Origin of the sequence: Carnobacterium gallinarum DSM 4847, assembly GCF_000744375.1 — a bacterium.
GTDB lineage: Bacteria > Bacillota > Bacilli > Lactobacillales > Carnobacteriaceae > Carnobacterium > Carnobacterium gallinarum.
In genome coordinates this window covers 199,220-220,674 of record NZ_JQLU01000004.1, presented here as the reverse complement: position 1 = coordinate 220,674, position 21,455 = coordinate 199,220, and the positions used below count along the sequence as shown (strand labels likewise).

Below are 21,455 nucleotides of genomic sequence, written 5' to 3'. Positions count from 1 at the left end.
TCCTTAGTTTTTATTGTTAAAAAAATCAGATTAAAAATAAATAACTAAAATGATTTAATTGTAATTCTAGATTAATTATAACTTATTTTAATTGAAATCGCCATTTATTTCTTCCACAATCCCAATCATTTCTTCATCTGAAGGTTCTAATTTCAAATAATTCTCAATAACTTCTTGAACTAATTTTAAATTTCCTTCTTCCCTTAAGAATAGAGCATACTCTCTTAAGAAATCTTTATTCCCTGTAAAATGAGGATAAGCTTGCTCATAGGCCGCTGTAGCATTTTTGTACTGTTCTAACCCAGTTTCAGCCAACGCTAGGTTCCAATAAAATTGTGGATCAGCCTCTTCATTTTCCAATGCTGCTTCAATTTTTGTAACAGCCTCTTCAAAACGTCCCTGTTTTAATAGTAAATTGATTAATGCTAATTGAACGGTTTCACTGTCTGGATTTAAAATTAAGGACTCTTGATAATAATATTCACCTTGTTCTTCATCGTTTAATTTTAAAGATAAGTTCGCGGCATAATAGAAAAGTTCTGGATTGTACTGATCAACTCGCAAACCTTCACGAATCACTTCACTAGCTCGTTCTAATTGATTCTCTTCTTCTAAGCTTTTCGCTAAATAAGGGTAAAGAGATGTGTAACTAGCGTCTAATTCTTTCAATTTAAATAACGTTTCACTTGCCCGACGATATTCTTTATTCTGTAAATAAGTAAAGCCAAGTTCAAATAATAAGTCGGTTGTCTCGTTTTGTGATTCTGCTCGTTCTAAATAAGGAATCGCTTGATCAAAGTCCCCTAAGGCACTGTAGACACTTCCAATCCGATGTTCTAGGAAAATCCCACTCATTTCATTTAAACCAGTATCAACAAGCTCTTGATAGTTATAAATTGCTTGTGCATATTTACCCATCACAAAATACAACTCAGCCAACGCAAATGTTAAAATTGGCTCTTCAGGTAAAATTTCTTTTGCTAATAACAACTTCTGTTCACTAACTTCATAAAGTCCTTGAACTTGATACAAATCCGCTGATACCAAAAGAGCTTGGGGATAAGCTGGACTATCTTCATTAATTGCCGCTAACCAATCCATTGCTCCATCAATATCATCTTCTTCAATTGCAATCTCAGCTAATCCAATCTTTAATTCATCATCATGACCAAAATCAATCAATAAATGTTCATAAATAGCCTTTGTTTCAACTAAAAAACCAAGTTGATACAAAGTATCCGCTAAAACATACAATTCATCAGGTTGATCTTTTTCTAAAGCCTCTAAAAAATATCCCTCTGCTTCTTCCAATAAATTATTTTGTAACGCTTCAATCATTTGTTCGCCGTAATTCATGTTTCTATCTCCAATCTATTTTCTATTTCTTTTCAGCCAACCAACTTCGATAGTCTTCAACATACATCACTAAATCTGCTAAAGTAATCTCAACTTTATTTAATTCTTCATTGCTTGTTCGCACGATCAGTAAAAAATTTTTTTTATCTCCACCACTTTTTAGGAGTCGCTCCACTAATTCTGAAGTCAACCAACTTTCTGGTAATATAAAGGAATATCCTAAACGGTCTAGCCAACTAAACCAGCTATCTAGGTCAAAAACCCCTGACATTAATCTCACAGAAACAAATAACGAGAAACCTAAGCTAATTAAAAACACGTCATTTTCAGAACTATTCCTAGAGTCTTCAGAAAAGCTATTACAGGCTTGTTGAAACTCTGTACCGAATTTCTTAGACAACTCATTCCCACTTTCATTTTCCAATTGATGTAAAGCGAAATAGGAAGTTAAATAGGGAATAAGACTTTTCTCTTGAAGTTGTTTCTCAGTCCCAAATTCCTGCATCAAGTTATGATAAAAAGGCAAATCCAGCCCTAGTGCCAGACGAACCCAACGACTAAAACCAATTCTAATTTCTGACAATGTATTCTCTCGCAAAAAACGCGACTCTAAGAAGATACCTCTTGAATGTTTCACAACGCTAACAACGTTACGACTCAATGAATGATTAAGCCCAGCCCTTCCACCAAGAGTCTGCTCCAAGCTCATTAACGTTGTCGGCAGTTCCAGCAGCGTAACGCCACCAAGATAGACACTAGAAAAAAAACCACTTAGTTGAATAACCCCTGCATCACCAAACGCAATTACACAAACCTGTGTATCCAACTCCATCTCAATACTGTAAGACAATACTCTTTCAAACTCAGCTAAATTACTACTTTGCGAATTATTTGGACAAACGTACCAATATTGTTGTCTTTGCTTTCTAAGCAACAACTGAATTTTTTCATAATAGGAATCATAATTGGTTTGATTCACTATAATTAAAAAATGAGAGGTCTGTTTAAAAAGTTCATGTTGGTTTTCAATTAGTTGAGTAAGCGGTGCTCCAAAATAAAGTAACACTTGCTGACTATCTCGAGCTAATTTAAATTCCATCAAGATCCCCCCAATCTTCTCTCAATTTATCTCTTTAAGTTTACCACACTCTGTTTCTAAATATGTAGGATCTCATCTTAAAAACTACTAAAACATTTTAATTCTCATTTTATATAAGAAAAGGTTGCCGCACAAATGTGCAACAACCTTTTTTCTAAACGACTTATTTAACTGCGTCTTTAAGAGCTTTACCTGGTTTGAATGCAGGTACTTTGCTTGCAGCGATTTGGATTTCTTCCCCTGTTTGAGGGTTACGACCTTTACGTGCAGCACGTTCGCGCACTTCAAAGTTACCAAAACCGATTAATTGAACTTTTTCTCCAGAACTTAAAGTAGTTTGGATAGTTTCAAATACTGCATCAACTGCTGCAGTTGCATCTTTTTTAGTTAAACCTGTTGAAGTTGCAACGCTTTCGATTAATTCTGCTTTGTTAGCCATGTGTATTTCACCTCCCTCGAAAAGAAGAATAAATGCTTCATTTGAATAAGCAAATATACATCGATAATACCAAACTTGAGTGGTCCAAGAATGGTTTGAATGGAAACATTAAGCTGTGTTCGACACAATTAACATTTCTTATAAAAGATATCATAGAAAAGCTGATACTGCAAGGATTTTTCCACCTTTACAGTGAAAATTTAATCATTCAATAATTTTTTTAGATATTGTTTGAAAACCAACTACAAATGTGTTAAAATGCCTATTTTCTTTGTCTTGCAATGATTCTAATCGGCGTTCCTTCAAAAGTAAATGCATCACGAATTCGATTTTCTAAAAAGCGTGAATAAGAAAAATGGAGCATTTCTGGTTCATTTACAAAAATAACAAACGTTGGAGGTTTAACAGCTACTTGTGTTGCATAGTAAATCTTCAAGCGTTTGCCTTTATCCGTTGGTGTTGGGTTCATTGCAACAGCATCCATAATAACATCATTTAGAACAGCTGACTGAATCCGTAAGTTTTGACTCATACTTACACGTTCAATCACATCTGGTAATGTATTTAGACGTTGTTTCGTCTTCGCTGAAACATACACAATCGGTGCATAACTTAAATAGGCAAAGGATTCACGAATGTCTTCTTCAAATTTCTTCATAGTGCTGTTGTCTTTTTCAAGTGTATCCCATTTATTCACAACGATAATAATTCCACGACCTGCTTCATGAGCATAACCTGCAACCTTCTTATCTTGCTCTCTAATTCCTGTTTCAGCATCAAGTACAACCAAAACAACATCCGAACGTTCAATCGCTCTCAAAGCTCGTAAAACACTATATTTTTCAGTTGTTTCATAGACTTTCCCGCGTTTACGCATACCGGCAGTATCGATCATGACAAATTCAGTTCCATCTGCTGAAACAAACTCTGTATCAATCGCATCACGGGTTGTCCCAGCGATATCTGAAACAATGACGCGATCTTCACCTAAAATAGCATTTACTAGCGAAGATTTTCCAACATTAGGTCGGCCAATCAAACTAAATTTAATGACAGAGTCATCATAGTCTTCCTCTGTTTCTTCCGGGAAGTGACTAATTGCTGCATCTAATAAATCACCTAATCCTAATCCATGACTTCCTGAAATTGGATAAGGTTCGCCTAAACCTAATGCATAAAAATCAAAAACATCATTACGCATTTCTGGATTATCAACTTTGTTTACTGCTAAAAGAACAGGCTTTTTCGTACGGTACAGCATTTTAGCAACATTTTCATCTGCATCCGTTACACTTTCACGTCCACTTGTAATAAAAATAATTACATCTGCCTCATCCATTGCAATTTCAGCTTGTTGCTTAATTTGCTCTAAAAAAGGCTCATCTCCGATATCAATACCACCTGTATCAATAACATTAAATTCTTTTCCTAACCACTCTGCATCTGCATATATGCGATCTCGAGTGACACCAGATACGTCTTCTACGATTGAAATTCTTTCACCAACAATTCGATTAAAAATAGTTGATTTTCCAACATTTGGACGACCCACAATGGCGATTACTGGTTTTGCCATGGTTTTAGCCTCCTTCTTTTCATTTATCTGAAACTTACTAAATAAAGTCTCTAATTGTTCAAAAATGCTAGTAGTTCTTTGCAACTAAATTAGCTTTTCAGCATTTAATTAATTGGTTCATCCTCGTTAATTGCTTCAAATTCACTTTTTAACTAAACATCTTTTTACTTTTTTTACATTCCTCTTAGTAGTTTATAGAATAAACCCACAAGTTGCAAGCTTTCCCTACAATTTATTAAAAGAAACTAAGAAGTAGAATAATTTGTTGTCTGATGTTTATTTAAGTAAAAAGCAGGAAAAACACTTAACCCAGTTAACTAAACAAGGCTAAGTGCTTCAAATTTACGCTAGTTAAGTTTTAGTTATTGTCCTCTTCAGAAGCCATATCTGATAATTGTTCCCCTAAAATATCACCTAATGTAAAACCAGTGTCTTCTTCAGGTAACTCATAATCAGTTACTTCTTCTTTTTCAGCTTTCATTGAAGCTGGTTTTTCTTCTAAGGCTTTAATACTTAGAGATAAACGTTGATCTGTAGGATTCACTTCTAACACTTTTACTTTAATTTCATCATTTTCATGTAGCACTTCATGTGGAGTAGCAATATGATTGTGTGAAATTTGTGAAATATGAACAAGACCTTCAACACCTGGATAGACTTCAACAAATGCACCAAAGCTTGTTAGACGCTTCACTGTACCAGTTAAAACAGCACCAACTGCCGCACGTTCTTCAATATTTTCCCAAGGACCAGGTTGTGTATCTTTAATAGACAATGAGATACGTCCTGTTTCTTCGTTAATTGACAAAATTTTCACCTGAACTTCTTGATCCACTGCTAAAACATCACTAGGAGCTTTTACATGGTTGTAAGAAATTTGAGAAATGTGAACTAACCCATCCACACCACCAAGATCAATAAATGCACCAAAATTTGTTAAACGAGCAACTTTACCCGTTACAGTATCACCTTCAACAAGTTTAGCCATAATATCTTTCTTCGCTACTTCTTTTTCAGCTTCAACGACTGCTTTATGTGACAAAATCAGACGATTTTCACTTGGTTCAATTTCGATAATTTTAAAGCTTAAAGTTTGACCTTTATAAACAGAAAAATCATCAACAAAATGTGCATCTACCATTGATGCTGGAACAAATCCACGGATACCCGCATCAACAACTAAACCACCCTTAACAACATCTGTTACAGGTGCTTCAATAATTGTTCCATTTTCAAAATCTTTTTGGATATCTTCCCAGATTTTTTTCGCGTCAATACGACGTTTTGAAAGCAAGAAACTACCATTTTCTTTATCCATGATTGGTTTAATAACAACTAAATCAACAACATCTCCAACATTGACGATATCTGTTACATTTTCAAATGGAGTTGATGATAATTCATTAAATGGAATTACACCTTCAACACCTCCACCAATAATTCCAACAATTGCTTGTTTATTATCTTGGATTTTTAGTACTTCACCTTTAACAACGTCTCCGATATTAACCTCTTGTACGCTATTCATTGCGTCCATCATTGTTTCTGTTGCTTCAACATTTTGGTTTTCTACATTTTCAGTCATTTCTAGTCCTCCTCAACAGCCTAATCATTCTATACACTCTATTTTAACGAATATTTAGAAATATTGCCACAAAAACATTCATAAAACTAAAAAATTCGTTCGTTATTTTTATTTTTTTGCAATTATTGCTTTTAACTGGTTCACAACACCTTCAATCGAAAGACCCGTTGTATCTACTAAAATAGCATCATCTGCTTGAACTAAGGGAGAAATCGCTCTCGTAGAATCTTTATAATCACGATCAGCAATTTCTTGTTGCAGCACATCTAAAGGCGTTGTGATACCCTTCAGTTGATTTTCTTTAAATCGTCTCTCAGCTCGCTCAGTCACACTAGCGACTAAGAAAATTTTCACTTCTGCATCTGGTAAAACGGTTGTTCCAATATCTCGACCATCCATAACAATACCACCAGCATCTGCAATTTTTTGTTGGCGTTTTACCAGTTCTTCACGAACTTTTTCATGAGCTGATATAGCTGATACCAGATTTGTCACATCTGTTTGACGAATTTCTTCAGTTACGTCTTGTCCATTAACAAACACTTTTTGCATGTCCATGCTAGGACTGAATTCTAGCTCCATACTCTTTAATAAGTCCATTAATGCTGGCTCATCATTAGGATCCACATGGTTCTGAATTGCCCAATAAGTTAACGAACGGTACATAGCACCAGTATCACAATATATATAACCTAAGTCTTTCGCTAAAATTTTAGCTACCGTACTTTTCCCAGCAGATGCCGGCCCATCAATTGCAATTCTTAATTTTTTTTCAGTCATTTAAAAGCCTTCTTTCATCTATTAATTCATTTCTCGCTATAGTGAACAAATTTTTACAGATTAAAAGCCGTCATCTTTGACGGCTCCTAATGTTATTTTACTCGTATAACCTGACCAATAGTTATATCATCTGACGCAAAATTATTTAATGCTCTAAGTTGGTCTAAACTTAAACCGTGATTCGCTGCAATTCTAAATAATCCCGTATCTCCAGATTTAACTGTGTAATATTGTTTATCTTCTGCTGGTGGTTCTGGAGTTGGAGCAGGAGTCGGTTCTGGTACTGGCGTTGGAGCAGGGGTTGGATCTGGTGCAGGTGCTGGCGTTGATTCAACAGGCGCTACACTTGATGCTGCAGATGAGCTTGCAGCCGCTGAAGACGAGCTACTACTGTCCTTACTGCTTTCCTTGCTACTACTTTCTTTACTACTGCTACTTTCTTTGCTGCTACTATTCATAGCAACTTGATCGTTAGCAGATTTTACGCCCGATGAGTCCTCTCTATCTGAATACCACCAAACAGTAGCAATCGGTAAAATAATTAATAATGCTAAAAACACACAAAGTGTCGTTAAAATAGGAGAAATCCCTCCCTTAGCTTTTTTTCTGGCTGTTCTAGAATAATTGCCTTCTGTATAACCAGCTTCTTCATCAAATTTACGTGACCACGCTTCTTCTTTTTTGGGATTCCCCTCAACCTTCTTTTTACTCATTTGGATTTCCTCCTAAAAATATTTCACTCTAATTGTACCATACTAATAAGATACTTGTCTTTTAAAAGATTATTATGAATGTTAAATCTTCTAACAAATTCTTAATAATTTACAGGAAAATTAAAAAGCTGAATTAATTTTTCTTGCCAGTTATTTGCTTTTTCTAACTCATTTTTCGTTAAGGAAGGTAATTTACCGTCTTTTTGTAAATACGGCTCTTCATCCAATCCACAACTACTACAGCAATTTGAAATAACCTTTGATTTTTGTTCCTCAAAATAGTGTAACATCATTTCCCGCTTACAACCAGAAGTTTCAGCATAATCCACCATATAATTCAATTGACTATTCTTTTGAAAGGCTCGACTTCTTAATTGAGCTTTAGCATCTTCTAAGGGAATTTTTAGCGCCAGAAAATTTTCTAACAACCGTTGTTGACTTTCACTACAACTGCCAGTTAAAACACTGCCTTTTCGATAAGTGTACGCGATCATATCCTCTGTAGGTAAATCATTTTCCTGTAAACGCATCTGCAAGTACACGTCACTTTTTTCATATAATAACAGTGCCAAACTTTCCTCTCCATCCCGACCACAACGACCAATTTCTTGGAGATAACTTTCCATGCTACTAGGTATATGATAATGAATCACAAAACGGATATTCGCCTTATTAACACCCATTCCAAATGCATTCGTTGCACAGACAATATCAATTTGATTATGAATGAACTGCTGTTGCAACCGAATTCTATCCTGTGATTCTATCACTGAATGATAACTCTCGGCAACCAAAGAAGTCTCTTGACGAATCAATTCCGCCAGCTCATCTGCCATTTTCCGACTAGAAAAGTAAATAATTCCAGGCTTCTCTAATTTTCTTACATATTCTAGCACTATTTCATTTTTATTTTTATAACATTCAATTGTTTTAAGTCCAATATTGGGACGATCCACTGAGTGAATGACCTGTGTCGTTTCTTGTGGGACTAATTTTAATGAAACAAAGATATCCTCTCGCACACGTTGATTCGCGGTTGCAGTTAAAGCCATCGTTAGTGGCCAGTTTAGTTGCTGACGAATAGTTCCTAAAGCTAAATAATCCGGTCGAAAATCCATCCCCCATTGTGAAATACAATGCGCCTCATCAATAGCAAATAAAGCTATTTTCACTTGTTTTAATTCCTGCATTACTCGTTCTTGCTGCAACATTTCAGGCGATAAAAATAAAAATTTATACTCTTTAAAATGTTGAAAAATAAAATTTTTTTCTTGATAATCGAGCATGCTAGTTAATGCCGCTACCCGTTTTTCACCTTTTTGTTTTAATTGCTCAACTTGATCCTGCATTAAAGATAACAGTGGCGAAACAATTACAACCATCCCTTCAAGTAAATAGCCCGTCAATTGATAACAAATCGATTTTCCAGTACCCGTTGGCAATAAGACTAATGTATTTTCATGATTAAGAGCTGCCAAAATGGTTTCCTTTTGACCTGGTCGGAAGCTAGTATAGTGAAAATAGTGTTCTAACGCTTGATTTAACTTAGTTTCCAATTCATTCATTATCTGCCCGCCACCTTTCCAATTGAACAATACGATACACATAAAAAGGCACTTCTGGAAATTGTTCTTTGATCTCTGTATAGGTACAACTTGGATTAACTTGTAAAAGTTGACTAACTTCTACAAATGGTTGATTTTTAATAACTGCTCTCACTGAAAATTTGGGATCAATAATCGCCAATTCAATCATATGTTCAGAAACTGTACTAAGTTTTAATTGACGCATTTGAGTGATGTCTTCTAAACTCAATCCATTTTTTAATTCTTCTTCTGTCTTACGAATACTTTGGCTCACTGCACCTATAGATTGTTCCAATTCTGCTTGAATCTGATATAAAAGTGGATAAACCACCTTATTTTGTTGAATTTCAACAATCATCTCACATAGTGCCTCAACTAAGCTGACACTGATTTCACTAGGTTCAGTCGCTAAACTTGTTGCCAATTGTTGTGTCGTTTGTCCAATCGTGTTGTAGCCAGACAAATAGCCAACTAAAATCGTCATTTTCTGCTCCGATAGGGTAGAGCCTAAATTCAACCACTCTGCACCAAAATCTTTTGCTACTAGGCTCCGTTCTAATTTTTGCTTTTGTAGCCAGCTTTTTACCCAGATTTGAATACGCCATTCCTTTTCAATCGGGAGATAGCCCTTATTCTCATATCTAATTTCTGACAAAACCTGACTTAAAAATAGCACTCTACGCCAAAATTCATTCACCCAACGTCCATAGTGTAATAAATTTAAATTCACTGGTAAATGATGACTTGAAAAATACGTTTCCAGCCACTGAACACCTTTTTCAGTAAGGAGCAATTGTTCTTCATTTTCATAAATTAAAAGCTTTAGCGTTATCCCTTTTTCAATAATTTTTTGATACTGCTCTTTTTTTAACTTAGAAAATAGGCTAAAATAAGCTGATAGCTGATAAATTTCAGCTTGATAAAGAATGGAAGCTGTTCTTTTACCTGAAACAATATGGTAAACTGTCATAGCTTTACGTGACTTTTTAGTTGAAAATAAACTAAATAATAGGTACTCTAAATAAGAAAGCTGCTCCATTTTTTTCCATCCTAACTATACTATAATAAAAACGAGGTCTAGCAATGTCTGAAATTTATACAAAAGTTGCGCAAGAAAAATGTATTGCATGCGGCTTATGCCAGATTAAAGCGCCAGCTATCTTTGATTACACTGAAGTCGGAATTGCCTTTAATCAATTAGATCAAAATCAAGGTTCTCAAACAATTCCTACTAATCTAACTGATGAATTTAAAGCAGCCTATCTAATCTGTCCGACACATGCTATCTTACGAGCTTCTAAACCCTTTTAACTCTTTCGTTAATCCTATCATATCAAATTACTAGCGTACTAGCATCTTTTATTCGTCATTTCAATGCCATAAATAAAAAAACTTTTGTAGCAGAAATCCCACTACAAAAGTTTTTTTTATTTATAAAGAGTTGTATTCGCTTGATTTTTGATAATCCAAGACTGCATTGTACTGAACATGAAGATAAATACAATACTGACTAGTAGCCCTTTAATAATATTAAAAGGTAGAATCCCAAGTAAAATGTATTGTCTAATTGGTCCTACACTAAAGCCCATTACAGCTAAATATAATGGCGTTAAAATCAGCCAATTAGCTATAGACATGACAACCGTCATACTAACAGTTCCTGTGACATTTGCCATTACCATATGAGGCAACGTTAATTTTTGTTTTTTAAGTTGTTTATTGATAATCAAGTAAATTGGAAAAGCATACGTTAATGTTGCTACAAAGCTTGCTACATCACCAATTGGATAGCCCATATCGCCACCCGTTTGCACATAATGTAAGATGCTCCGAATTAACGCAATCAATACACCACCCATTGGACCATATAGAAACATACCTAATAAAATTGGAATATCACTAAAATCAATTTTTAAAAAGGACGCACTGGGTAAGATTGGAAAAGCAAAGAACATTAACACATAAGCAATTGCCCCAAACATGGCAATTCCTACTAATCTTTTGGTATTACTGGTTTTCATAAAAATCCTCCTAAAAGGATTCATCTAGAGCGATTGTGGAATTATTCTCCTCTATTACAACACTACTTAATATCAATCTATTTCGTTATCAAATAAATTAATTAAATAAAAAAATGCTCGTCAGTAGTTTCTCTTCAGAACATACTAAACAGAGCATTTGAATAGATTCAAATAAGCCCCATCTTCTTTATCCAGACTTTACTGTCGGTACTGGAATTACACCAGTTCAGCCATTTAGCGAACTAAATAGGTCGTGGACTTTACCACCGGTCGGGAATTACACCCTGCCCCTGAAGACGAATCATTAAATTATTTTGTATACATTGCAATGTATACAAACATTATACCGTATATTTGTAATTATGCAAGCTAATTGCTTACTAATAGTTAGCTATAATATTTTATACATTTATTTTTCAATTTTATCTTGATAAGGTAAATGTATAATAAAACTAGTTGAAACATTTTCCTCGCTCTGAACTTCCATATATCCTTCATGCTCTTCAACAATATTTTTTACAATTGACAAACCTATCCCTGTTCCCGTTTGGTTTTGTTTATCAATTACTCGAGATTTATCTACCTTGAAGAAGCGTTCAAAAATATAAGGCAAATCTTTTTTTGGAATTCCAGTTCCATTATCCAACACTTCAATCAATAGTTCATCCATAATTCGATCTAAACGAACACTAATTCGGACTTCGCCATCTTCTCGATTGGCCATAATGGTGTGACGGATGGCATTATTCGTTAAATTAAACAAAACTTGACTCATTTTGTCTTCATCCATATAGTACGTGTCCATTCCCTTTTGAATTTCAAAAGATAATGTTACTTCACCTGACTGGGCAATTTGATTAAAACGTGACATTAAATCACGAACAAAACCGTACAAATCAACATCTGTACATTGTAGTTCAATATAACCCGCTTCCATTCTAGACAAATCTAACATTTCATTTACCATTTTACTCATGCGTTCAGACTCTTCCCAAATAATTTTAGCCATTTCATGTTTTTCTTCACGAGTTTCAGCCACATCATCCAAGATTGCTTCACTGTATCCACGAATCATCACTAAAGGTGTCCGAAGTTCATGAGAAACATTGCTGATAAAATCAACTCTCATTGTATCTAAACGACGTTCCTTCGTCATATCTTGCACTGAAGCTAACACACCACGAACCGTAATCATGTCCTCACTATACAAAGGAACTAGATTAATTTTATAATAATAATCATCTAATTGTAATTCAAAGGTTACATCTACTGTGCTTTCAATAATCTCATTAATTTTTTGATCTAAAATATAAGGAATCGTATCAGAGTTCGTATACTGAGCACTACGACGCCACTGTTGCAAGAATTCCTCACCCATTGGATTGGACATCAACAAATCTTTATCACGATTATAGAATAAAACACCCGTCGTCATAGAGGATAGAATATGAGCCAATAATTCCTTCTCTTGCCTGGTTGCCATTCCAATCGATTCCAAAGATTTCCCCATTTTATTCATAGCTAAAGCTAATTGTAACAACTCATCTTTTGATGTTACAGGGGCTTGGTGAGTAAAATCATTTTTAGCATACTCAAAAGCAATATCTCGCATTTTTGATAACGGATCTCCAATTTTTAACTTCAAGAAATAATAAAATAAAATTGATAATAACAATAACATCAGAAAAATAGAAAGGGTCCAATAACTCATTTGATTTGCAATTTTAGTTAAAAAAGATAAATCTCCATAGGAATAAAGCACGCCTTTTTTGCCATTATAACTAAAATGTTTAATCGATAAAATAAAATCGGAATTACTATATCCAGCTAACTCTGCATGCCCATGAATCTCATCATCAACCCCGGTTTTAACAGACTTCACTACATCTTTTCGGCTTAAAATCCGATTAATAAACGTTTTATCAATTCCAATTTCTTTATCATAATTATTGAAAAATTCACGTTTTTCACCATTGTATTCAATCGTAAAAAATAAATGTGTATCAAATGGTTCAAATTTATCCGGATTTTTTAATAAAAATTCTGGATTCTCCATCACTAACTTCTCTACATTGGAAATAGATTCATTAAATTCATCTACATATACTTTTTCAACATGCTTTTGATAAATACTGGAATAAATTAAGGTACTACTAATTAAACAAAAGGCGACAATTCCCATTGTCACCATCCATGTCCGAAAAACGATACTATTTAATTTTGTCATACAGGGTTACTCCTTAGAGTCATAATGAGAATTAAATTTATACCCTAATCCCCAGACAGTCACAATCATTTTAGCTGCTTGATCTGATTGTTGTGCTAATTTTTCACGAAGCCTTTTTACGTGTGTATCCACTGTTCGTAAATCTCCAAAAAATTCATATTTCCACACTTCACGTAGCAATTGTTCACGACCAAAAATCTGATCTGGTGCCTGAGCCAAATAAAGGAGTAAATCGTATTCTTTAGGTGTCAAATTCACTGGTTTGCCATCTGCTAAAACACGATGGGCTTGATTGTCTACTTCGATATGTGGAAAAACAATTAAATCAGGATTTTCTGGTACTACTGGTTTCACACTTTGAGTTCTTTTTAAAATAGCAGCAACACGTAAAACAACTTCCCGTGGGCTAAATGGTTTCACGATATAATCATCTGCTCCAACTTCAAACCCTTGTACACGATTTGTTTCTTCACCTTTAGCTGTTAACATCATAATAGGTGTTTCTTTTGTTTCTCTTAAGTTTTTAGCTACTTCAATCCCATCCATTTTGGGTAACATCAAGTCTAATAAAATTAAATCATAATCATTTTCTAAAGCTAAAGAAAGTGCATCTTCTCCATTATCGGTTTCGGTAATAATGAAATTTTCACGTTCTAAATACATTCTCAATAAGCGTCGAATTCTTTCTTCGTCATCGACAATCAGTATACTTACCGCATCGGTTTTCATTTTTTTGTTACCCTCTTTCTAAAAACAAGTCCACTAGCTACTTAATTATACACAACAATCGATTATTTTTTCAACCAATAACCTCTAGTAATTACCTCTTAGAGCTTTTATTTTGTGATTCTTTTGCTAAGTTTCTTAATTGGTTTACCTCAAAAGGTTTTAATTCTCTCCAGTCACCTGGTTTTAATCCTGATAAATTTAACGTTCCATAGGTTTCACGTTTTAACTTTTGAACGGGATGTCCTAATGCTAAAAACATATTTTTTACTTGACGATTCCGACCTTCATAGATTGTCAATTCAACAATAGATGTTTGTTTAACACGATCAGCTGAAATCAAACGAGCTTCTGCTGGTGCAGTTTTTTGTCCTTCAATCACAATTCCGCGTTCTAATTTCCGGATTGACATAGGATCAACAATCCCTTTAACTTTTGCAACATATGTTTTCGCAATATGATATTTAGGATGCATCAATTGCTGTGATAATTCCCCATCGTTAGTCATAATCAACACACCAGTCGTATCATAATCTAATCTTCCTACTGGATAAATTCGTTGTGAAACACCATAAAAGAAATCCGTTACAACACGGCGTTCTTTATCATCTGAAACAGCAGAAATCGTATTTCTTGGTTTATACAGTAAGAAATAAACTGGTTGTTCGCGATCGATTGGAACTCCATCTACTTCAATCACATCTGAATTACCAACTTGAATCCCCATTTCCTTAACAGTTAATCCATTTACCTTTACGTGTCCAGTTGCAATTAATTCTTCAGCCTTACGTCGAGATGCAACGCCTGCATGTGCTATTACTTTTTGTAATCGTTCCATTATAATTCCCCTTTGTTTTTAACATTTACTCTTCTTGTGTTTGAAATTGTTGATTGAATTTTTCAAAAAACAAATCCGATTCGACTTCTTCTTGATCTTGTTCCAGCTCATCAATTGCTGGTAATTCTTTTAATGTCTTTAAACCAAAATAATCCATAAAATAATCGGTTGTTCCATACAATATTGCTCGTCCAGGACCATTTACTCGTCCTTTGTCTTCAATTAACCCTCTAAGCAATAATTTTTGTAGCGCACCTGATGTTTGCACACCACGAATTTCATCAATTTCCATTCTAGTTAAAGGTTGTTTATAAGCAATAATTGCTAATGTTTCTAACGCCGCTTGCGAAAGATTGGTTGATAGCGGTGATACCGCATATTTTTTAATTAAATCTGCATACTCTTTTTTGGTTGCTAATTGATAGTGATTGCCAACTTCAAGTAACATCAAACCGCTTGTTTTAGATTCTTCATACATTTTTTGTAATTGATTCAATAGTTGAAACACAAATTGAGTTGTGCAGTCTAAAACAGACGCAATTTCTTCCAAAGAAAGGCCTTCATCACCTGCTACAAAAAGCAAGGTTTCTACGGCTCCTAATTCATTCATTCCGCTTCTACTCCTTGAATTGTTTCATCTTCATTTATTTCATCTTTTTCAGAACCATAGACTAAGATATCCCCACAAATTTCATCTTGGCTAATCCAAATCATTCCCTCTTTAATAAGTTCCAACAAAGCCATAAATGTTGTTACCATTTCTGATTTACTTGGTTCTTGGAAAAAATCATCAAATAAAAGCGATTCATTTTTTTTCAACCGTTTTAAACGTTTCACAATTGTGTTCATTTTTTCATCGATTGTTATTTCCTCAGCTGCAATTTTAGTTTGCATCGGAATTTTCTTTTGTTTTTTAGTCATCATTTGATGAAAAGCTACAAATAAATCAACTGTTGATATTTGCAAAGGCTCCATGGGTACATCTAATTGTAACTCTTGTAAATTCATTGGCGTTTTTGTGTAATATTGACTACGTTCTTCTTCTTTATCTTTTAAAAGGTCCGCAGCATATTTATACTTCCGGTATTCCAATAATTGATCTACTAAAGCATCACGAGGATCTTCTCCTTCTTCGTAAAAACCTTCTTCATCTTCTGGAATTTCTAACTCCTGCTTAGGCAATAACATTTTACTCTTAATCGCCATTAAACTGGCTGCCATTACTAAATAATCCCCGGCGATATCCAGCTCCAGCTCCTTCATGGTATGAAGATAAGCTAGATATTGCGCTGTGATTTCAGCCATGGGAATATCATAGATATCTAGTTCTAGTTTTTGGATTAAATGCAATAATAAATCAAGCGGTCCTTCGAAAACATCAATTTTGACATTAATATCCGCCATTTTGTATTCAACCTCTTTCTTAATCTAAGTCTTCAGAATCCTCTAGGTCTGGGCTATTTTTTTGCTGCTCCCATTTCGCAATAATCGGAGCTGTTTCTAGTGTTCCAATAATTTTTTTATCTGCTGATTTTTGATCTAACTCATTCAACATTTGATAGCTAATGCCTTCTTTACGAAAAGATGGATTAATTGAAATATGACGCAATAAAATCATTTCTAGTCCATCTTCGATTCCTAGCATTCCAATAATATCATTTGATTCCTCATTACTCCACAAATAAAGCTTACGACTAGGGTCTGCTTCATACCAATCTATCTCTGCTTTCAGACGAGAAACATCTTTTAGATCAGGAACAAAAGACAAGAGCCCCATCATAATTTTTTCGTAGTCATTCTTATAATTGATTAACATCAAATATCCTCCTAATTTCCTTTAGCCTTGAGGTAGAGAACGGTCTAAACTAATTAAATCCGCATAGCTCTCTCTTTCAACAACTACATAATCTATTCCATTCTCCACAAATACAACTGGAGGGCGTGGAATCCGATTGTAATTATTCGCCATTGAATATCCATAGGCGCCTGTGCTAAAAACTGCTAGAATATCATTTTGTTCCCGTTTAGGAAGAGGCAAATCCCAGATTAACATATCTCCAGATTCACAACATTTTCCAGCAATAGAGTAGGTTTCTGTCGCTATATCATTAGCACGATTCGCTAGAACTCCTGTATATTCTGCTTCATATAAGGCCGGACGAATATTATCTGTCATTCCGCCGTCAATGGCTAGATAGTTGCGTACATCCGGAACTTGTTTTTCAGAACCAGTTTGATAAAGAGTAATTCCAGCATCTCCTACAATACTTCGACCAGGTTCAATCCAAATCTCTGGCATAGCTAAATTGAATTTTGTTGTTTGAGTAATCACTTCATCAATAATGGTATTGACATACTCTGAAACAGGAAGCGGTTGATCCCCCTCAACATAACGAATGCCAAAACCACCACCCAAATTCAATACTTTAAGATCAAATGACTGTGTTTTTTGCCATTTTGTAACTTCTGTTAATAATTTATCAATTGCCATTAAAAAGCCTTGGGTTTCAAAAATTTGGGAACCAATATGACTATGGAGTCCCAATAAATCTAAATGAGAAGATGCTAAAGCGACTTCAACTGCTTTTTCAGCTTGACCATTTAATAAGTCAAAACCGAATTTGGAATCTTCTTGTCCAGTTGAAATATACTCATGAGTATGAGCTTCAACACCTGGCGTTACACGAAGTAAAATAGCAACTTTTTGATTGCGTTCCGCTGCATGGTGTTGCAGCAGATCTAACTCATTGAAATTATCAACTACAAAACAACCAATTTCATAATTTAATGCATCTACAATTTCACTTTCTGTTTTGTTATTTCCATGAAAATGAATTTTTTCTTTTGGGTATCCTGCATGAATAGCGGTATACAACTCGCCACCTGAAACGACATCCACTGAAAGCCCCTCTTGTGCCATTAATTGGTAAATTGCCGTACAAGCAAAAGCTTTACTAGCATACGCTACTTGTGCTTTAATTCCTCTAACAGCAAAGGTATTTTTAAAAGCACGCGCCTTTTCTTTTATTTGAAATACATCATAGACATAAACAGGTGTACCGTGCTTTTCAACTAAAGTTACGGTATCAACCCCACCAATTTCTAAATGATTTTGTTCATTTACTTTCATAGTCCCTGTTAATAAAGTGTTATTCATTTCTTTCCCCCGTTCCAATTCCCACTAATTGTATTCTTAACTTTACCACAATCCTACTAGATTCTCAATGCCACAACGGCGATTCAAATGGGAATCTAACCTCGGATCCTTGTTATAAATTAATCATTCAATTAGTATTTTTTTACTTTTCCCCTATTGCTAAGTATCCACTTGACTTTCAAATTGGAATAAGAAGAGTTACTTTAAAATCAAGTAACTCTTCTTATCCGTAAAAATCAATAAATTTATCGTAACATGCTTTCCATTAAATGAAAATAGAAAATGTTTTTTCCTTCAATAAAATAATCAATTAAACAGCTTGCAAAACGTTTTTTATCAATGCTTTAAACGTGCCTTTTACTCGTTCTGTTGTTTCAACAACTTCTGCGTGATTTAAGGTAGCTTGCATTCCCGCTGCCAAGTTTGTTATACACGAAACGCCAATTACTCGTAAGCCGGCATGGGCTGCCACGATAACTTCAGGAACGGTTGACATTCCAACAGCATCTGCTCCCATTACCCGTGACATCCGAATTTCAGCAGGTGTTTCATAGGTTGGTCCTGTATAACCAATATACACGCCTTCTTTTAAATCTAAATCCATTTTTTTAGCTACATCACGAACGATTGCTTGATAAGCTACATCATATGCTTGACTCATATCTGTAAAGCGAGGTCCCATTGTTGAGTCATTTGGGCCAATTAGTGGATTTACACCTGTATAATTAATATGATCGGTAATCATCATTAGCTCACCTTGGCTAAAGCTCGTGTTGATTCCACCAGCTGCATTAGTCACAATGACCGAATGAATGCCTAAAGCTTTCATCACACGAATTGGAAACGTAACTTCTTCTAGAGAATAGCCTTCATAATAATGGAAACGACCTTGCATTGCCAAGACTTTCTTTTCACCAAGTGTTCCATAGACAAGTTGTCCTGCATGCCCTTCTACTGTTGACACAGGGAAATATGGAATTCCATCATATTTGATTGCAATTGCATCCTCAACTTCATCACCTAATTCGCCTAGACCTGAACCAAGGATTAAGCCAAATTCAATTTCACCAATTCCTTGTGCTTTAATAAAATCAGTCGCTTCTGTAATTTTTTCTTGTAATGTAAGTGTCATGATTACTCTCCTTTAGTTTAGTTCTGCTAAAAAGCTTGTTCCGAATCCAGTATCTTTAACTGCAAAGTTTTCTGCAATTGTTGCACCAATATCTGCATAATGACCTTGAGTCAAAGGACCATGACTCTTCATACCTGGTGAATAAGCTAATAGTGGAACATACTCACGAGTATGATCTGTTCCAGGTGCAGTTGGATCATTGCCGTGATCTGCTGTAATTAACACTAAATCATCTTCATTTAGCGCAGCTAAAATTTCTGGCAAACGTTGGTCAAAAGCTTCAATTGCTTCTGCATATCCTTTAACATCACGACGGTGGCCGTAAAGCGCGTCGAAATCAACTAAATTCAAAAAACTTAATCCATTAAAATCTTGCTTCATTACTTTTAGTAGTTGATCGACACCGTCCATGTTGCTTTTCGTACGAATTGCTTCAGTAATACCCTCACCATTGTATATATCATTGATTTTTCCAATTGCAATAACATCCTTACCCGCATCTTTTAGTTCATTTAAAACCGTTTTACCAAATGGATTTAATGCATAATCATGACGATTGCTTGTTCTTTTAAAATTACCTGGAGTTCCTAAATAAGGTCGAGCAATAATACGTCCAATCATATATGGATCTTCTAAAGTAATATCACGAACATATTGACAAATTCGATACAATTCTTCTAATGGAATAATTTCTTCGTGTGCTGCAATTTGTAGTACTGGATCAGCGGATGTATAAACAATTAAATCACCAGTTTTCATTTGATGTTCACCGAAATCATCAATGACTGCTGTACCACTATAGGGTTTATTACAGACTACTTTACGTCCAGAAAAATCTTCAATTTTTTTTAATAGTTCTGTTGGAAATCCATCTGGAAAAACGCGGAAGGGAGTTTGGATATTTAATCCCATAATTTCCCAATGCCCTGTCATAGTGTCTTTACCAACTGAAACTTCTTCTAATTTAGTATAATACCCTTGATTATCTTTAACTTCTTGAACACCTTTTAAAGGACGAATATCGCCTAAACCTAATTGTTCTAAGTGAGGAATCGTTAAACCTGCTACTTCAGCGATATGACCTAATGTATCACTTCCTAGATCACCAAATTGCGCTGCATCAGGGGATTCCCCAATCCCTACTGAATCCATTACGATTAAATGTACTCTTTTAAATAACATTTTCTCATCCTCCTAAATATCAATCCATTGTGACTACGGTTGAAGCGAGTTCACTTCACTTTGTTTTTGTTGAAAGCGATTTGAACTTCTCCTATATTATAGTAAAATCTACCTTATAAAGCTAGGAAAATCCTCATAAACTAAGAATTAGGCTCGAGGATGATACGCTTTATAGACTTGGGTCATTCGTTGTTTTGTAATGTGCGTGTAAATTTGCGTGGTGGAAATATCAGCATGTCCTAATAATTCTTGAACTACCCGTAAATCCGCACCATTTTCTAATAAATGGGTAGCAAACGAATGACGCAATGTATGGGGTGTGACATCTTTTTCAATTCCGGCTTGTTTCACTAGCTGTTTTAAATTCTTCCAAATGCCTTGCCTAGTAAACCCTCTCCCATGATGATTTAAAAATAGATAAGGGACCCGTTTTCCAGGCTTTTCTAGTTTAGTACGGCTATATTTTAAATAGTTTTCTATCCACTTAATTGCTAAATCACCTAAAGGGATAATCCGTTCCTTATCCCCTTTACCAATAGTCTGAATCAGTCCTAAAGATAGATGTAAATCTGTTAATTTTAGTTCAATTAACTCTGTCACTCGTAAACCCGTTGCATACATGACCTCTAGCATCGCCCGATCTCTCAAACCCAAAGTTGTATTATCATCCGGTGTTTCAATTAATTGTTCAACTTCCTTCATTGATAAAATTTTAGGCAATGTTTGAGCCTTTTTTGGTGTATCGATATGCAACATTGGATCCACCTCACTTAAGCGCTCTTGCTTTAAGAATTGATGAAATTTTCTTAAACTTGATACCATCCGAATAATGGTACCTGCTGCTTTTTGTTCATCCTTTAATTGTTGTAAAAAGCTCAAAACAAAATAACGATCAATTTGATTCCAATTAGCAATTTCATTTTCCTGTAAGTAAGTTAAATAATGTGCCAAGTCTCGATGGTAACTTTCAACAGTGTTCTTTGAAAGACCTCGCTCAATTGTTAAAAAACGCAAATACTCTTGTAAATCCTCTTCCAT

At 34.8% G+C, this 21,455-nt stretch carries 21 protein-coding genes and 1 riboswitch; of the genes, 1 reads left to right on the top strand and 20 read right to left on the bottom strand.

Annotated elements, in window-relative coordinates:
- Window positions 1-87 precede the first annotated feature (87 nt).
- The 9 genes from BR43_RS03775 to BR43_RS03735 all read right to left on the bottom strand — a co-directional run bounded on the left by BR43_RS03775 (window position 88) and on the right by BR43_RS03735 (window position 10,173).
- Window positions 88-1,356, bottom strand: coding sequence for a tetratricopeptide repeat protein (locus BR43_RS03775; RefSeq protein WP_034559641.1), 1,269 nt, complete (start codon window positions 1,354-1,356; stop codon window positions 88-90).
- Between the two features lie 22 nt (window positions 1,357-1,378).
- Window positions 1,379-2,455, bottom strand: coding sequence for a dehydroquinate synthase/iron-containing alcohol dehydrogenase family protein (locus tag BR43_RS03770; protein WP_034559639.1), 1,077 nt, complete (start codon window positions 2,453-2,455; stop codon window positions 1,379-1,381).
- 163 nt (window positions 2,456-2,618) lie between these two features.
- The gene (locus BR43_RS03765) at window positions 2,619-2,894 is read right to left on the bottom strand and encodes an HU family DNA-binding protein (protein WP_010050136.1); all 276 of its coding nucleotides are present in this window, start codon (window positions 2,892-2,894) and stop codon (window positions 2,619-2,621) included.
- 262 nt (window positions 2,895-3,156) lie between these two features.
- Complete coding sequence (der, locus tag BR43_RS03760) at window positions 3,157-4,470, bottom strand: ribosome biogenesis GTPase Der (protein WP_034559638.1); 1,314 nt, start codon at window positions 4,468-4,470, stop codon at window positions 3,157-3,159.
- A gap of 358 nt (window positions 4,471-4,828) precedes the next feature.
- Entirely contained in the window at window positions 4,829-6,055 is a 1,227-nt protein-coding gene (gene rpsA / locus BR43_RS03755; RefSeq protein WP_034559636.1) for a 30S ribosomal protein S1, read from the bottom strand.
- 108 nt (window positions 6,056-6,163) lie between these two features.
- Window positions 6,164-6,835 carry a (d)CMP kinase gene (gene cmk, locus BR43_RS03750; protein WP_034559634.1) on the bottom strand — a complete coding sequence of 224 codons (672 nt, stop codon included), beginning with the start codon at window positions 6,833-6,835 and terminating at the stop codon, window positions 6,164-6,166.
- Between the two features lie 92 nt (window positions 6,836-6,927).
- The gene (locus tag BR43_RS03745; protein WP_034559632.1) at window positions 6,928-7,548 is read right to left on the bottom strand and encodes a LysM peptidoglycan-binding domain-containing protein; all 621 of its coding nucleotides are present in this window, start codon (window positions 7,546-7,548) and stop codon (window positions 6,928-6,930) included.
- Window positions 7,549-7,649: 101 nt separating this feature from the next.
- Complete coding sequence (locus BR43_RS03740) at window positions 7,650-9,113, bottom strand: RecQ family ATP-dependent DNA helicase (RefSeq protein WP_034559630.1); 1,464 nt, start codon at window positions 9,111-9,113, stop codon at window positions 7,650-7,652.
- On the bottom strand, window positions 9,106-10,173 hold the full coding sequence (locus BR43_RS03735; RefSeq protein WP_034559628.1) for a YpbB family protein: 1,068 nt from the start codon (window positions 10,171-10,173) through the stop codon (window positions 9,106-9,108). Before BR43_RS03735 ends, BR43_RS03740 begins: the two co-directional genes overlap by 8 nt.
- Before the next feature lie 44 nt (window positions 10,174-10,217).
- On the opposite strand from BR43_RS03735, the gene BR43_RS03730 reads away from it, so the two are divergent.
- The gene (locus BR43_RS03730; RefSeq protein WP_034559626.1) at window positions 10,218-10,445 is read left to right on the top strand and encodes a ferredoxin; all 228 of its coding nucleotides are present in this window, start codon (window positions 10,218-10,220) and stop codon (window positions 10,443-10,445) included.
- A 116-nt stretch (window positions 10,446-10,561) separates the two neighbouring features.
- Here BR43_RS03730 and BR43_RS03725 read toward each other — a convergent pair whose 3' ends face one another.
- The 11 genes from BR43_RS03725 to xerD all read right to left on the bottom strand — a co-directional run bounded on the left by BR43_RS03725 (window position 10,562) and on the right by xerD (window position 21,455).
- The gene (locus tag BR43_RS03725) at window positions 10,562-11,155 is read right to left on the bottom strand and encodes an ECF transporter S component (RefSeq protein WP_034559624.1); all 594 of its coding nucleotides are present in this window, start codon (window positions 11,153-11,155) and stop codon (window positions 10,562-10,564) included.
- Between the two features lie 176 nt (window positions 11,156-11,331).
- A riboswitch (FMN riboswitch) is annotated at window positions 11,332-11,457 on the bottom strand.
- 107 nt (window positions 11,458-11,564) lie between these two features.
- Window positions 11,565-13,382 carry a HAMP domain-containing sensor histidine kinase gene (locus BR43_RS03720; RefSeq protein ID WP_034559623.1) on the bottom strand — a complete coding sequence of 606 codons (1,818 nt, stop codon included), beginning with the start codon at window positions 13,380-13,382 and terminating at the stop codon, window positions 11,565-11,567.
- Window positions 13,383-13,388: 6 nt separating this feature from the next.
- Complete coding sequence (locus BR43_RS03715; protein WP_034559622.1) at window positions 13,389-14,111, bottom strand: response regulator transcription factor; 723 nt, start codon at window positions 14,109-14,111, stop codon at window positions 13,389-13,391.
- 91 nt (window positions 14,112-14,202) lie between these two features.
- On the bottom strand, window positions 14,203-14,946 hold the full coding sequence (locus BR43_RS03710) for a pseudouridine synthase (protein WP_034559620.1): 744 nt from the start codon (window positions 14,944-14,946) through the stop codon (window positions 14,203-14,205).
- Window positions 14,947-14,971: 25 nt separating this feature from the next.
- Entirely contained in the window at window positions 14,972-15,556 is a 585-nt protein-coding gene (gene scpB / locus BR43_RS03705) for an SMC-Scp complex subunit ScpB (protein ID WP_034559619.1), read from the bottom strand.
- Complete coding sequence (locus BR43_RS03700) at window positions 15,553-16,350, bottom strand: segregation/condensation protein A (protein WP_034559617.1); 798 nt, start codon at window positions 16,348-16,350, stop codon at window positions 15,553-15,555. The genes scpB and BR43_RS03700 overlap by 4 nt, the downstream gene beginning before the upstream one ends.
- 19 nt (window positions 16,351-16,369) lie before the next feature.
- Window positions 16,370-16,762 (bottom strand): GNAT family N-acetyltransferase, encoded by a 393-nt coding sequence (locus BR43_RS03695; RefSeq protein ID WP_034559615.1) that lies wholly within the window; start codon window positions 16,760-16,762, stop codon window positions 16,370-16,372.
- A gap of 21 nt (window positions 16,763-16,783) precedes the next feature.
- Entirely contained in the window at window positions 16,784-18,103 is a 1,320-nt protein-coding gene (gene lysA / locus BR43_RS03690; protein WP_034559613.1) for a diaminopimelate decarboxylase, read from the bottom strand.
- 310 nt (window positions 18,104-18,413) lie between these two features.
- Window positions 18,414-19,235: a purine-nucleoside phosphorylase gene (locus BR43_RS03685; RefSeq protein ID WP_034559611.1), complete on the bottom strand. Its 822-nt coding sequence runs from the start codon at window positions 19,233-19,235 to the stop codon at window positions 18,414-18,416.
- Window positions 19,236-19,247: 12 nt separating this feature from the next.
- The gene (gene deoB, locus BR43_RS03680; RefSeq protein ID WP_034559609.1) at window positions 19,248-20,417 is read right to left on the bottom strand and encodes a phosphopentomutase; all 1,170 of its coding nucleotides are present in this window, start codon (window positions 20,415-20,417) and stop codon (window positions 19,248-19,250) included.
- Window positions 20,418-20,564: 147 nt separating this feature from the next.
- Window positions 20,565-21,455, bottom strand: coding sequence for a site-specific tyrosine recombinase XerD (gene xerD / locus BR43_RS03675; protein ID WP_034559607.1), 891 nt, complete (start codon window positions 21,453-21,455; stop codon window positions 20,565-20,567).

Excerpts from the sequence above, each read along its gene's own strand:
- BR43_RS03775 (WP_034559641.1), bottom strand. The coding sequence starts at position 1,356 with ATGAATTACGGCGAACAAATGATTGAAGCGTTACAAAATAATTTATTG.
- BR43_RS03770 (WP_034559639.1), bottom strand. The coding sequence starts at position 2,455 with ATGGAATTTAAATTAGCTCGAGATAGTCAGCAAGTGTTACTTTATTTT.
- BR43_RS03765 (WP_010050136.1), bottom strand. The coding sequence starts at position 2,894 with ATGGCTAACAAAGCAGAATTAATCGAAAGCGTTGCAACTTCAACAGGT.
- der (WP_034559638.1), bottom strand. The coding sequence starts at position 4,470 with ATGGCAAAACCAGTAATCGCCATTGTGGGTCGTCCAAATGTTGGAAAA.
- rpsA (WP_034559636.1), bottom strand. The coding sequence starts at position 6,055 with ATGACTGAAAATGTAGAAAACCAAAATGTTGAAGCAACAGAAACAATG.
- cmk (WP_034559634.1), bottom strand. The coding sequence starts at position 6,835 with ATGACTGAAAAAAAATTAAGAATTGCAATTGATGGGCCGGCATCTGCT.
- BR43_RS03745 (WP_034559632.1), bottom strand. The coding sequence starts at position 7,548 with ATGAGTAAAAAGAAGGTTGAGGGGAATCCCAAAAAAGAAGAAGCGTGG.
- BR43_RS03740 (WP_034559630.1), bottom strand. The coding sequence starts at position 9,113 with ATGAATGAATTGGAAACTAAGTTAAATCAAGCGTTAGAACACTATTTT.
- BR43_RS03735 (WP_034559628.1), bottom strand. The coding sequence starts at position 10,173 with ATGGAGCAGCTTTCTTATTTAGAGTACCTATTATTTAGTTTATTTTCA.
- BR43_RS03730 (WP_034559626.1), top strand. The coding sequence starts at position 10,218 with ATGTCTGAAATTTATACAAAAGTTGCGCAAGAAAAATGTATTGCATGC.
- BR43_RS03725 (WP_034559624.1), bottom strand. The coding sequence starts at position 11,155 with ATGAAAACCAGTAATACCAAAAGATTAGTAGGAATTGCCATGTTTGGG.
- BR43_RS03720 (WP_034559623.1), bottom strand. The coding sequence starts at position 13,382 with ATGACAAAATTAAATAGTATCGTTTTTCGGACATGGATGGTGACAATG.
- BR43_RS03715 (WP_034559622.1), bottom strand. The coding sequence starts at position 14,111 with ATGAAAACCGATGCGGTAAGTATACTGATTGTCGATGACGAAGAAAGA.
- BR43_RS03710 (WP_034559620.1), bottom strand. The coding sequence starts at position 14,946 with ATGGAACGATTACAAAAAGTAATAGCACATGCAGGCGTTGCATCTCGA.
- scpB (WP_034559619.1), bottom strand. The coding sequence starts at position 15,556 with ATGAATGAATTAGGAGCCGTAGAAACCTTGCTTTTTGTAGCAGGTGAT.
- BR43_RS03700 (WP_034559617.1), bottom strand. The coding sequence starts at position 16,350 with ATGGCGGATATTAATGTCAAAATTGATGTTTTCGAAGGACCGCTTGAT.
- BR43_RS03695 (WP_034559615.1), bottom strand. The coding sequence starts at position 16,762 with ATGTTAATCAATTATAAGAATGACTACGAAAAAATTATGATGGGGCTC.
- lysA (WP_034559613.1), bottom strand. The coding sequence starts at position 18,103 with ATGAATAACACTTTATTAACAGGGACTATGAAAGTAAATGAACAAAAT.
- BR43_RS03685 (WP_034559611.1), bottom strand. The coding sequence starts at position 19,235 with ATGACACTTACATTACAAGAAAAAATTACAGAAGCGACTGATTTTATT.
- deoB (WP_034559609.1), bottom strand. The coding sequence starts at position 20,417 with ATGTTATTTAAAAGAGTACATTTAATCGTAATGGATTCAGTAGGGATT.
- xerD (WP_034559607.1), bottom strand. The coding sequence starts at position 21,455 with ATGGAAGAGGATTTACAAGAGTATTTGCGTTTTTTAACAATTGAGCGA.